Consider the following 13,112-nt stretch of genomic DNA (forward strand, 5'->3'; position numbering starts at 1 on the left):
CCTACTTCAGCACTTCTAGCAGGTTACTGAAGTTGTCGGTCCAAGGCTTGGCATAAACCATCTTCGGCCTCAGCTTGGTCGTTGCCGATTGCATGGTGTCGTCCGAGAGAAACTGCGAGTTCTTCGAGGCGATGATCCACTGCGAACCGGTGGCCTGGGTGGCGGCATCGGGAGCCGTGGTGATGTAAAGCGTCTCGAAGTCGAACTGATCGCACGTTCCCAACACGACCGGCCGCAGGTCGAGGTGCTTGTTGCTGACATGAATTGCCAGCACACCGCCGTCGGCCAGATGACGCTCATAGATTTCGAACGCTTCCTGAGTGAGCAGGTGCGTCGGAATTGCATCGCCGCTGAAGGCATCCAGCACCAGCACATCGAATTGTTGATCCGGCTCTTGTTCGAGCGAAAGCCGGGCATCGCCGAGCACGATGTCGGTTTCGGCCGGGCAATCGCTCAAGTAAGTGAACGACTCCTCCGCCATCTCGATTACATCGTCGTTGATTTCGTAAAAGCGGAAGTAATCGCCAGGCTTGCCGTACGCGGCCAGCGTTCCGGCACCTAGTCCGACCACGCCTACCCGTTTGCCTTCTGCCTGCGGCAAGCGAGCCATCGTCAGTCCGACGCCGGTGTCTTCCGCGTAGTAAGACGTTGGCTTGCGACGCTTCTCCGGTGACTGATACTGAAACCCATGCATGATCCGGCCATGGTACATCGCCAGAATTGGCCCGCCGTTGGCGGTCGGAACCTGACCGAGGTTCAACACTCCGTAGAAGTTTCTATGCGACTCAAGATAGTCCGACTGGAAACCACGAAGCTGACCAGACAACATCGCCAGCATGCCCATGAACATCAGCCCCATCGACCAGAGCGGTACCGAACCGAATTGCTTTTCGACCGAGGTCACGGTGACATGCATCGCCAGCCCGAACGCAACGATCAAGCTCAACGGCATCTCGTAGTACTGCGAGAAGATCATCGGGCAAACGAGCGACACGAACAAACCACCGATCGCTCCACCGGCGGAAATCGTCAGATAGAACAATGTCAGGTGGCGTGGCGCTGGCTTTAAGCGGACCAGCTCGCCGTGGCAGATCATGCAGACGAAGAACATTGCTCCGAAGTAGGAAACCGCAACCCAGGCAATGTCGAGCATTCCGCCCAGAAGCTGCAACGCGCTGATCAGCACAATGCTGCCGATGGTCATCCAGCCGAGCCATCCCCGGCGATACCAGCCATCACCATCGAAGCAGAAGATGAACGTCAGCAGGTAAAGGCTCAGCGGCACCACCCACAAGAAAGGGACCACCGCCATGTCTTGGCAAACGTGATTGGTCGTGGCCAACAGCATGATGCAGGCAAACGCCGGCAGCGCAACCCAGGACGCCATTGTCTTCCAACTTGGGGCGGCTTGGTCGGCAGCTTCCAGCGTCGATTCGCTCGATTCCGTCGACATCGTTTCGATCGGAAGGCGTGAGATCTTATACGCAATCGGTAGCAGGATCAGGGCGAAACCGAAGTAGCCCCAGCTCCATGCTCCCGACTGAATCGGCAACGTCCAGTTCGGTTCTACCACAAACGGATAGGTCAGCAGCGCCGCCAGCGACCCGATGTTCGACAAGGCATACAACCGGTAAGGCACTTTGCCGGGGGCAATCTCGCTGAACCAATGTTGCAGCAGCGGTCCGTTGGCCGAGAGCAGAAAGTAAGGTAGCCCCAGGTGCGAGACCAGAAGCAGCAAGATATAGCCCGCCGGCCAGGCATCCGCTGGCGGCTTCCAATCTTCGCTGGGGGAAATCGGCATCAACAGCAAGGCTGCTAGCATCAATCCGGCATGGACTAAACCTTGCCAGCGGCGGGGACACCATGTTGCTAGCAAATGCGCATAAAGGTAACCCGTGAAGAGGAAGACCTGAAAAAACAGCATACAGGTCGTCCAGACGGTCGGACTGCCGCCAAACCAGGGCAAGATGGTTTTGCTGATCAATGGCTGGACCTGGAACAGCAAAAACGCACTCCACAGGACTGCCAAAGGCAAAAGCCAGGTCTGGACTAATGAGTTCTTCTCGCTCGCCACTGCGGGCCTTCCCACACATAAGACTGGAAATGATAGTCAGCCAGTGCGCAGTGCGCTCACCCATGCCCAATTGCGCAAACCTGCGTAGAAGTGTAGGTCACAGAAAACCCTAGTTTGCGCGTGGTAATACTCACACCCCATATAGGCGATAACGACCAGCGATTTATGCAACTTTAGCCGCCACTAAATTATGCGCAACGGATTTCCGGAGAAATCTTTCTGATTTAATCCGCGCAAGCCGATCAATTGTTCTTGGAGAAGACAAGATGGGAACATTAAAATCCTGTCTGTGCCTTATCCTTTTCTGCAAATCTTTATCTGCGATGTCCGCCTCGATATTGTGGGTAGAGAAAGGGTTCCTTAGGGAGTGCGTTTCAGCCAGATGCCTCGGCGATCGAGCTAGTTTCAAGCGGTTCCTGCAAGGTCAATTCAGAGTCGTTTTTGTCTCTTCCTTATATCTGACCTCTCCTCGAAACTGTCTTATTCAACTTGCTTCTTCTCTTGGGCCACGTTTGGTCAAAACGTGCTCGCGCATGACAGGGAGATTGTCGTGTACGCAACTGCTTCGGTAGAAGCGGATGTGATGAGTGTGCTGCGCCAGTTCGCAGACGCCTACGCATGCCGCGACAAGGGGAGACTCCTGGGCCTGTTTTGTTCAGATCGAGATGCTGTAGTCCTCGGTAATGGCAGCGACGAACGCAACGTCGGTGCAGCCGCCATCTGGGGACAAGTGCGTCGAGATTGGGAGCAAACGGACACCTTACGGATGCGATTTGGCTGGAGAAGCGTGTCGACCATGGGTCAGGTTGCCTGGCTCGCCACCGACTGCTACCTCTATGTCCAAGCTGGCTACCGTAAAGCGGAGTTACCTTTGCGAATTACAGCCGTCATGATCCAAGATCACTGCGGTTGGAAGATTGCTCAAATGCACTATTCCTCGCCAATTTGCGTGGAAGCAGATGCAGACACTTGTTTGGAATAGCTAAACCTATCTGCCTTGTATTTTATTTTTTGACCGATATCCCAGCTAATCCAAATTCAAAAAAGCCCCTAGGTTTCCATCTGGGGGCTTTTTCCATTCTTGCCATTATCCGATATAATCTAAGGCTTGGCTGATGTTAGCCATGCTGATAGTGGCTTCCCCGAGCCTGGAACCGGCGTCCTCGCCGCGACCGGCTTGAATCTACGAAAGCATTTGGGATGCTCCGTACTTTCCTCCGATCCAAGATTCACCGCGCTACCGTGACTCAGGCCGACCTGAATTACGTCGGTAGTATCACCATCGACTCCAATCTGCTGGAGGCCGCTCAGATTCTGCCCCACGAGCAGGTGGATGTTCTGAATGTCACCAACGGACAGCGGCTGACGACATACGCCATACCGGGGGAAGCGGGCTCAGGCGTGATTGGTATCAACGGGGCAGCAGCCCACCTGGTGAACCCGGGCGATCTGGTGATCATCGTGTGCTATGCCCAGTACACCGATGCCGAAATCCAGGGACATCAGCCCCGCGTAATTCTGGTGGACGAGTCGAATCAAATGACTGACTGCATCGTCGAATCGGCCTCGATGAATTCTTCTCTCTGACTGCAATTCTTCTGTGGTTATCCGTACTATCTTGAAGCTGCGCGTTTTGACAGTGGACGTCATCGCGCTAGGCACCCGATCTTCTAAAGTACAAAAGGCAGAGCTTTCCGATCGGCAACGATCCGGAGCCATTCAAACCACGAGTCTCGTGGCCAATCCTGGTTGAAAATTAGGTTTTCCTTTTCGAAGGAATCCGAAAACGCAGTTGTTTGTGGAAGTGGAAATGTGGTCTGGGGCAGCCTTCGCTAAGGAGGAAACAGATCCAACTTCCTAAACAACTGCGTTTTTTCGTGGAACCGTTGTTTCCCCCATCTACCAGACGGGATTCCGCATAATGCCAGAAGGGGAGCGGTTATCTCTTGCAGCGCAACCGCAAATGAGCAAAAGTAGCTTCGTCGATCGTTGCTGGGGGCAGAAAACGGTCGAACGAATTGCTCACGTTCAGAAGACATTGCCGGTTCCGCGATCGGCAAGAGGAAGCAAAGGAAGCAAAGGACGCAGGATGCATCCGTTCCGCGACAAGACGTCGCAACTTGCTTCCTGGTGAGCGCTGATGACAGTCAAGGAGACGGAATAACGTACCAGCGATGCTTTTCGGAGCATGTAGTTTGGGGCAGAACGTTAGTCCGTCTCCTTTTTTCATGCGCGCATCGCTGCCCGATGCTATCACCCGTTTTCTCGGCAATCTCAGCCATTTTCAGCGCCTCGGCGGAATTTCTTCTGGCTTTGACCTGACGTGTCATCAGGCCCGCGATAACTACTACTGCCCAAGAGGCAACCAAGTTATCGAGAACCCTAAAACAATACACGGAAGGATACTAATCATGGCCAAGTTCTACGTTGAATCGGGAACCCTGCGTTTGATCGTCGATGCTGCGGATGCTCGCCGTGCCGCGTTGTGGGCCGTGCATCGGTCCCTGGAACATATTCTGCCAAACGAAGAAGAGGAGTTGGACGTGGACAATCTGCCTGAAGTGGAACCTGCGGGATCGATGGTGCTGGGAGACGTCATTCGCTTGAGCGAACGTGGCTTCGAAACCCAAGACACCGTCGAATACGAGACCTTGAACATCGTCAGTGAATGGAGCCAACTGATGATGGCTCTATCAAACATGGAGCACGAACTGCGAGCCGCTTAGTTCGGGTCACAGTCACAAGCTTGCTGCTGGGACGATACGTTACCCAACTTGGACTTCGGTCTGCGTCGCCAAGGCCTCGCGGACCACTTTGACAATGTTAGCTTTCGAGATTCCCTCCAGATCGAACAGTTCGTCCGTCTTTCCACTCCGAGGACGAACAGTAACCGCCAAAGATCGAATCGGAGTTGGTTGGTCCGACAACGCCGCCGTGACCGCCTCTCCGATTCCACCGGCGGCGAAATGATCTTCCACGGTTATAAGCAACGAGGTCTCTTCGGAAGCCACACGCAACGTGTCTAAATCGAGTGGCTGGATCGAGTACAAATCGATCACTCGCACTGCCAGACCATCGGCCCGCAATTCTTCCTCGGCGGCCAGGCATTGATGTAATGTCGCCCCTGCTGAGATCAAGGTCACTTCGTCGTCGTCCGATTCCCGCAAGGTTTTGCTGCCACCGATCGGGAACTGTTCCTTGTCGTCATAGATCACCGGCAGCTTGCCCCGCGTTGTCCGGAGATATCCGATGCCTTCGGAATTTGCCAGCTGCTCTACACAGCGTTCTGTCGCGACCGCATCGCAAGGATAAAGGATCGCGGCATCCATGATCGTTCGGAACATCGCCAGATCCTCGAGCCCCATTTGGGAAGGGCCATCTGGTCCAATTTCCACGCCAGCATGCGATCCGACAAACTTCAAGTTCGGATTCGAGTAACGTGCCATCCGAATCTGATCAAATGCCCGTGTCAGAAATGCCGCAAATGTTGAGACGAAGGGAACTCTTCCCCGGAGCGCCATCCCTAGTGCTGTCCCCACCATGTTCTGCTCGGCGATAAACATCTCGAAGTATCGCTCAGGGTACTTCTCTTGAAAAAACTCGGCCCGCGTCGAATTTGAGACCTCACCATCGAGAGCGACAAGATCCATTCGGCTGTCCCCCAATCTCGCCAGGGCATTGCCATACGCGGTCCGGGTCGCCACCTGTTCCCCTCTTTCGTAATGAAAAGAAGGGGGATCACTCGCTTGAATCTTAGGGAATTCGGCGCGCTGAGGTTCCTTCAACTCGCCTCGCACATCGGGGATTTCGCCAAGTTCCCGTAACGCTTCGGCCAACTGGTCGTCGTCGAGTGTCTTTCCATGCCAGCCGTTTTCATTCTCCAGGAATGACACTCCCTTTCCCTTGATCGTGCGCGCGATGATCATCGTCGGGCGATCCGTCAGTTCGGCTGCCTGGCGATAGGCTTTGCTCACTTCGCCGATATCGTGACCGTTTGGGATCAAAATCGTATTCCAGCCGAATGCATCCAAGCGGCGACGGTAGACATCGAGGTGATAGCCTTCCATCGTTTCTCCCCGCTGCCCAAGCCGATTGACATCAAGAATGCCAATGAGGTTGTTCAGTCGGTAGTGCGCAGCGATCTCGATTGCTTCCCACTGCGATCCCTCCGCCAGTTCACTGTCGCCGATCAGCACATAGGTGCGATACGGAAGCTGATCGAGATACTTAGCGGCCAACGCCATACCGGCACCGATAGAAAGCCCCTGGCCAAGCGAGCCAGTCGCCGCTTCTGTGTAAGCAAAACGTGACGTGGGATGCCCTTCCAACACGCTATCGAATTGTCGGTAGGTCATCAGATCGTCTTCGTCGATCGCGTCTGCCGCACACCATAACGCGTAAAAGAGGGGTGAGGCATGACCTTTGGAGAAGATCAAGCGATCGTTATTGGCGTACTGAGGGTGGTCGATGTCGTAGCGGAAGTTCCCATCGAAGAACAACGCGACCATCAATTCCACTGCCGATAGGGAAGAGGTCGGGTGCCCGGAACCGGCCCGGTGCGTGGAATTCAAAATCCACTTACGTATGTTCGACGCGATCTGAGTTTGTTGGTCAGAGGAGGCGGGGACGATCATGTCTGGCTCCCTTTCATCAGAAGAAAGTGATGTGCGAATGTCGTTCACCGTAGAAACGCCGCAAGTCATATGCCGCGACGGGGATCGATCGCCCTGGAAAAGGAAGGTCGCGGCGGCTAAGTCGTGTCGGGCAATAGAGGAACGAAATGAACACGCCCGAAGTTTTCCCGTTCGTAGCGATCCTTATCTACCTTACGTATTCGCACCAAAGCCAGCGAATCTGGTTTGGAACCGAGCGGTATGACCAATCGGCCACCGATCGCCAGTTGATCAAGCAACGCACTGGGCACGTGATCGCCGCCGGCGGCAACGCTGATCGCGTCGTAGGGTGATTCAGCTGGCCAACCTTTGATTCCGTCTCCGAAACGAACGTGAACATTCCTGATGTCTAGTTGGCGAATGGTCTCTGCTGCCGTGATCGCCAGGTCGGTGATCCGCTCGACGGTGAAGACCTCGCCGCAGAGATTGCCGAGCACCGTGGCGGCATACCCGCTGCCGGTCCCGACTTCGAGCACGCAATCCTCTGGTTTCAGCTCAAGCACTTGTGCCATCAACGCAACGATGAGTGGCTGCGAGATCGTTTGCTTGTGCGTCAGTGGTAAGGCCGAGTCGGCGTAGGCATCTTCGCGGAAGTCTGGCAGCACGAACGCTTCGCGCGGGACATCTCGCATGGCCTTAAGGACGCGTGGAGAGGTGATGCCGCGCTGTTGCAATTGCGATAGCATCAAGTCACGCTGCTGGTCTAGATCCATGATGCCCCTCCAATCCGCGATTGCCCATGGATTGGAGTGTGGTGCAATTCAGCATGAAATGCAAATGCCAGGGCCCGCCAGGCCCATAGAAACGGCGTCTGCAATCAATGATCGAGAATGAACTCGTTGCTATTAAGCAGCGCCCACCAGATATCTTGCAGGGCGGTTGCCTCGTTCTGGCGATTGTTGAGGATCTCTTTGATGGCGACCGATTCCTTCTTTGTCGGACGACGCGAGAGGGCTGCCAGGAACAAGTGATCGATCTTTTCCTGGGCCGACATCTTCGAGGCGGTCACCTTCTTCAGCACGGCGGCCTGGGCGTCGGTGGCTTGCTTCATCAGGCCACCGTTCATCAGCAGCAGCGACTGCGTAATGCCCCCGTCGAGCGACGATGTCTCGCTGTCTTCATCGTCGCCCATCTTCTGATTGACCTGGCCGAGCCACGAGTGGCGATCGTCCAGCGAAGCGATGATCGGGCTTCCCTCAGTCGGCGAGCTCTTAGCCAGCATCTGCAGCGAGTGGAACAACTGCTCCGCTTCCATCTGACGCGAGTAATACCGGGTGAACAGTTGGCGACCGCTGTCTGGGCTATCGGCGAGGTTCTCGTCGATCTGACGGCTGCTGAGCCCGTACGGCTGCGACAAGGTGATCCATCGCATCAGCCGGCGGAGGTCGAAGTTCGATTCCGCAAAGTGCTCCGACAAACGATCCAACAGTTCTGGATGCGAAGCAGGATTGTGCGGTCCCATGTCGTCGACCGGCTGAGTGAAGCCAACACCGAAGAAGTGCTGCCACATTCGATTAACAGTCGCCTTCGGGAACTGATCGGAGTTGACGATCAACTGGGCCAACTCTTGCCGCCGATCAACTTCGGAGACATTCCCAGAGCGTGGGATCGTGGTGCCATCGACAAACTCGGGGTAGGCGACCTTCAAGAGGCCGTTGGGTTGTTCATAGTAAACTTCGCCCGAGTCCGACTGACGCGTCTTCGAGAAGTCTTGGTTGACGATCGCCAGCTGGCCGCTGTCGCTTTCCTTCGCCAGCTTGGTTTGACGGAAGAAGGCATTCAGTCCCCAGAACTGCTGCTGACTCCAGCCGGTGGTCGGATGGTTGTGGCATTCGGCACATTGCAGCTGCTGCCCTAGGAAGGCCGAGCAAGTCTTGGCGGTCGCCAGCTTCGCATCGCCGTCGATCATGCTGACCAGGAAGTTGGTCGCCGGGTTGAAGTTCTCGCTGCCAGGACTGGTGGTCCCGGTGGCGGTCAACAGTTGCTGGACCACCTGGTTGTAAGGTTCGTTCTTCTGGAATGCCTTCGACAGATAGCCTTCCAGCGCGGCGCGATCGATCGGGCTGTCGTCGGTCATCCCGCCGGCACGTCCCACCAGCAGGTTCGCGAAGCGAGCGCTCCAGAACGAAGCGAATTCGGCCTGATACTTCTCAGTACCTAGAATTTGATCGACCAGCCACTCTCGCTTGTTATCGCGTCGTTGGCTGACGAAATGTTCGATCTCGTCGACCGTCGGAATTCGGCCGAGGAGTTGCAGGTAAGTACGACGGCAAAATTCGAGATCGGTCGCTTGCGGCGAAGGCTTCACGTTTTCCGCTTGCCAGACCGAGGCGATCGCTTCGTTGATCTCGCCGACGACTTGCTCGTCCGAGAGCTTCAAGCTGCCACGCACACGTGGCGCGACGAACCGCGGCGCAGGCTCGTTCGACTTGGCCAGCGACTTCGGATCAACCGCTTCGACCTCGATCGGCATCTGCGGCTTCATTTCCGGTGTGGTACGCGGATCCTCGACACCCAGGTCGTGTGGATCGGTATGAGAAGCGATCTGCGGAGCAGGCTCCACCCTCGCGTCGGTTTCGCGGGCGCCGCCAGACGGTGTTTTGGTCCCGTCGGCGGCGAGCGGCATGCCTTGCCCTGGCAAAACGTATTGATAGCTGTAGTAGGCGACTCCACCCAGCATCACCAGCAAACACAAACTTAAAGCGAGCGAACCGATCGAAGTGATCAATCGACGCCGCTGAAGCCGTCGTTTGGCGGTGCTCGACTTGGAAGGTGGAAGCTCAATCTCGGCACCATTCGTATCTGCCGAGGTGGTCGCGGCCGAAACCATCGAAAGCGGAGCCTTCGCGTGACCGTTGGTCTGGGAAGGCTTGCTGCCGGTTTGCCGCTGCTGGTGCGTCTTGAGAATGCGCGCAGTAAGATCCGGCATCTGCTGCTGGCCCAGCAGTTCCTCAAGCAGAGGATCGATGATCGGATCTTGGTCGTTCATGATTCTTCTTTAAGTTTGAACTCGATGCAGTCCCGCAGTTGCTGCTTGGCACGCTGCATCAGGTTCTTGGCGCCGTGCTCGCCAATTTCTAAGGCGTCGGCGATTTCGCTTCGCGATTTATGATCTTGAAAACGCATCTGCAGGGCCATCCGGGCCCGTTCTGTCAGCCCTTCCAGGCAGTCGGCTAGAAACTCTAACAACTCTTCCGGCTTGCGATCGTCACTTGCGACCCAGAACTGGTCGATGTTTTCCACCGCCTGGATATTGGTTTGCCGTCCTTCACGACGACGCCGATCAATCAGCAGGTTTCGGGCGACAGTCCTAAGAAACCCCCTGGTGGCAGCATCCGTCAGCTGCTCGAACGGCTTTTCCAGGACCTTCAAAAAAGTTTCCTGGGTCAAGTCTTCCGCTTCTTGAGGTGAACACCCCCAAGATCGCAAATATCGCCACACGCTAAGTTGATGGTCGGCAACAAGTTGCGCGATATCAACCGCAGGCGTTTCGTGTTGCGGAAGGTCTTTCATTAAGAAATAACGTCGTCTGGCGGGGAAAAGTACTCAGAAAGCCATGTCAGTAAACAAGATTCGCACCGCTGGCGGGTAACTGTTCCAGTCTATCTCGAAATCGCGCGAAAAGATCGCATTCTCCCTCAGTTGAAGGGGGCATCGCCACCATCATGGATTGCCAGCGAAGGGATGCCTGCGACTGATAGCAGGGTCCAACTTGAGGATTTTTCGCGGATCTTCGCAAATTAGGTCCGATTCGTCAGAGATTGCCCTTGTTGGAAATCGGCCATCCAACGACATTGTCCCGGCGTTTTTCCGCCCCGCCTGGTCAGGACGGCCAGAAGCGAAAAGCCAGGACCAACCCCCGCAGGTCCAATCGATACAAGACTGCCCCATAAAGGCAACGACAGTTCTCGCTCCAAGGAGGGATGCGATGAAGGTGGCAAGCTCGCTACTACTACTCTTCCTGCTCGCGACTCCGGTCGCGGCGGCCGACACCGTTCTGTACTGTTTCACCGCCGACTGGTGCGTCTATTGTCATCAAATGAAGCCGGTCATCGGTCGACTGCAACAGTCTGGCCATCCGGTTCAAGTGATCGATCGGGACCAGCAACCGCAGATGGCTCAGCAAATGGGCGTTCGCGGGCTGCCGTACTTCGTCCTGGTCTCGAATAACCAAATCGTTGATTCGGTCGAAGGTGCCACCTCGTACGACCGCCTGGCCCGCATGTTCCGCGTGGCCAAGCCAGAAGTCCCAGCACCTCCCCAAGCGATTCCTGCTCAAGCGGCCGCTCCGCTCGGCTCGGCCACTGGTTTAGCTCGCGGCCAATCGCCGCACGTCGGCGCCGTGCAGCCTGCTGTTTATGGTCAGCCGGCCGCTCCCCAAGCAGCCGCCAACCCTGGCAACGTTCAAGCGTTGGCGATGCAGGCCAGCGTGAAACTGAAAGTGTCAGACCCGGACGGCCACTCGTACGGCAGCGGTACCGTGGTGCATAGCCAAGGTAACGAATGCCTGGTGCTGACCTGTGCTCACTTGTTCCGCGATTCCCAGGGCCAAGGCCCACTCGAAGTGCTGACCTTTCAGGACTCGGAAGCAGGCAGCAGCGTGCCAGGTAAGGTCCTGGTTTACGACCTCGATCGTGACGTCGCCCTGGTGGCGATTCGCACGCAGTCGCCGATCACACCAATGCAGATCGCCGGCGAAAATCATCAACTACAAGTCGGCCAACAAGCCTTCAGCGTTGGCTGCGATAATGGCGGTCCGCGCAACCTTTATCAGTCGCGGATCAACAGCTTGAACCGCTATGTCGGTCATGCCAACGTGCAGGCCGCCGGAGCACCTACTGTCGGTCGCAGCGGTGGTGGCCTCTTTACTCCAGAAGGGCAACTGGTTGGCGTTTGCAATGCCGCCGACGACGAAGATAACGAAGGGATCTACGCGGCAATTCCTACGATTTATGCCGTACTGCATAAAGCAAACCTGGCTCACTTGTTCAGCAAGCCTAACCCGGTTCAACTTGCTTCGGCGTCGGCTCCGTTGGCTTCGCCAGAACCTCGCTCGATGCCTGTGACTCCGCCATCGAACTTCCCTGGCAACCCGGCCGTTCGTCCAATCCCAAGCAGCCCTTCGGTTCCAGCTTCGGCACCGGTCAATGCGATCACTAGCGGTGGCGGCAATATCGATGCGATGCAGGGGCTCAGCCAGGTAGAGCGGGAGATGCTGCACTATCTGCGCGGGCAGAAGGGTGGTGCCGAGGTGACGGTGGTCCTTCGATCGAAGGATAACCCCACGGCCCAGCCGGCTGTCTTTACGCTTCCTGGGCAGCCTTCGCAGGAATTTCTACGCCAAGCTTCAAAAAACGATGGGCGTCCTGGCCCGATCATGCGAGGCCAAAGTCGCTAGGCCTACTCCGATAGCGGGAGGCCCCCTGCCATTGGTGGGAAATTATTTACTGGATAGTCGCTTTGTAACGATTGATAGTTTTTAAGGCGAAATCTTACTACGGCATTCCGAATGCCGAACCACGCGGTAGTTGGTTGAAACGTATGCTTTTGAGGTAGGTGGACATTCCCCCTACTTCGTTCTAATTACGTTTCCGCTAATGGTTGGGCCGTGTTAGTTTTCCTTCTGTTCTCCGTCGTCAATCTGTGCGTGGGTTTCGGTGCCGCAGTCCTTTTGGGCTATGGCCCTCGACCATGGTACGCCTTATTCCTGCCATCTGGCGGTGACGAGGTCGTGCAGATCGATGCTTTGGACGGCGAGGCCGAGTCGGCTGAAAAGGCAGAAGCGGAAGAGCCACAAGCTCCGAAGCCGGAACCCAAGAAGCCCCCCGTCGTCAGCCACCCATTCCCAGAAATGAACGAACCGGAAGATGCTCCGGAACCAGAGCCCACACCAGCGCCACCTTCGATCGAAGATGTGGTTAGTGCGGCCGAGCTCGAATCACTAACGGTTGAAGAAGAAGCCGAACAACCGGTTGCCGAAGTGAAAGATGAGCCAAAGGTTTCGGCTCCTCCCGCAGCCGCTGCGGAAGCTGCCGACGACGAAGAGCACGAACTGGAAGACTTCCTCGCTGGTCGCCGCGAAGAACCCAAGAACCAAGAGCCAACCAACGAAGAAGCGTCCGCGGTCGCATCGGCGGACGATATCGCTTCGATGTTCGCCTCGGCCCAGGGCTCTGCCGGACCGAAAGAAAACGACGAAACTAAGAAGGAATCGCCAGCGGCAGCCAAAGCTGTGGCGAACGAGCCTGAAGAAGCCGAATCGTCAGAGGACGCCGAGGCCAAAGCGGAAGAGGCCGAAGAAGACTTCGAGGACAAACCGCTCGATCAAGACGACATCGCGGCGTTGTTCAACAGCTAAGCTGCTC

Annotated in this window: 10 protein-coding genes; 5 read left to right on the plus strand and 5 right to left on the minus strand. The window is 56.2% G+C overall.

Translation table 11 applies throughout. The features are described from left to right. Position 1: 1 nt before the first annotated feature. Positions 2-2,074 carry a fused MFS/spermidine synthase gene (locus tag AB1L30_RS19780; RefSeq protein ID WP_367015259.1) on the minus strand — a complete coding sequence of 691 codons (2,073 nt, stop codon included), beginning with the start codon at positions 2,072-2,074 and terminating at the stop codon, positions 2-4. 550 nt (positions 2,075-2,624) lie between these two features. Between AB1L30_RS19780 and AB1L30_RS19785 the strand changes: the two genes are divergently transcribed. The 3 genes from AB1L30_RS19785 (at position 2,625) to AB1L30_RS19795 (ending at position 4,800) form a co-directional block, all read left to right on the plus strand. Beyond that, positions 2,625-3,056 (plus strand): nuclear transport factor 2 family protein, encoded by a 432-nt coding sequence (locus tag AB1L30_RS19785; RefSeq protein WP_367015261.1) that lies wholly within the window; start codon positions 2,625-2,627, stop codon positions 3,054-3,056. 218 nt (positions 3,057-3,274) lie between these two features. Then, positions 3,275-3,661, plus strand: a complete 387-nt coding sequence (gene panD, locus AB1L30_RS19790) for an aspartate 1-decarboxylase (protein WP_367015263.1) — start codon at positions 3,275-3,277, stop codon at positions 3,659-3,661. An 824-nt stretch (positions 3,662-4,485) separates the two neighbouring features. Next, positions 4,486-4,800, plus strand: coding sequence for a hypothetical protein (locus tag AB1L30_RS19795; protein ID WP_367015265.1), 315 nt, complete (start codon positions 4,486-4,488; stop codon positions 4,798-4,800). A 39-nt stretch (positions 4,801-4,839) separates the two neighbouring features. Here the strand turns inward: AB1L30_RS19795 and AB1L30_RS19800 are convergent, their stop codons facing one another. The 4 genes from AB1L30_RS19800 to AB1L30_RS19815 form a co-directional block, all read right to left on the minus strand. After that, entirely contained in the window at positions 4,840-6,708 is a 1,869-nt protein-coding gene (locus AB1L30_RS19800; RefSeq protein ID WP_367015267.1) for a transketolase, read from the minus strand. A gap of 116 nt (positions 6,709-6,824) precedes the next feature. Next, positions 6,825-7,460: a protein-L-isoaspartate(D-aspartate) O-methyltransferase gene (locus AB1L30_RS19805; protein WP_367015269.1), complete on the minus strand. Its 636-nt coding sequence runs from the start codon at positions 7,458-7,460 to the stop codon at positions 6,825-6,827. Positions 7,461-7,564: 104 nt separating this feature from the next. Further along, a complete protein-coding gene (locus AB1L30_RS19810; protein WP_367015271.1) occupies positions 7,565-9,736 on the minus strand; it encodes a DUF1549 domain-containing protein in 2,172 nt (723 codons plus the stop codon). Beyond that, complete coding sequence (locus AB1L30_RS19815; protein ID WP_367015273.1) at positions 9,733-10,260, minus strand: sigma-70 family RNA polymerase sigma factor; 528 nt, start codon at positions 10,258-10,260, stop codon at positions 9,733-9,735. The genes AB1L30_RS19810 and AB1L30_RS19815 overlap by 4 nt, the downstream gene beginning before the upstream one ends. 415 nt (positions 10,261-10,675) lie before the next feature. Between AB1L30_RS19815 and AB1L30_RS19820 the strand changes: the two genes are divergently transcribed. Next, positions 10,676-12,145, plus strand: a complete 1,470-nt coding sequence (locus AB1L30_RS19820; protein WP_367015275.1) for a trypsin-like peptidase domain-containing protein — start codon at positions 10,676-10,678, stop codon at positions 12,143-12,145. Positions 12,146-12,355: 210 nt separating this feature from the next. Further along, complete coding sequence (locus AB1L30_RS19825) at positions 12,356-13,105, plus strand: hypothetical protein (RefSeq protein ID WP_367015277.1); 750 nt, start codon at positions 12,356-12,358, stop codon at positions 13,103-13,105. Positions 13,106-13,112: the final 7 nt, after the last annotated feature.

This window comes from Bremerella sp. JC817 (genome assembly GCF_040718835.1).
Lineage (GTDB): Bacteria > Planctomycetota > Planctomycetia > Pirellulales > Pirellulaceae > Bremerella.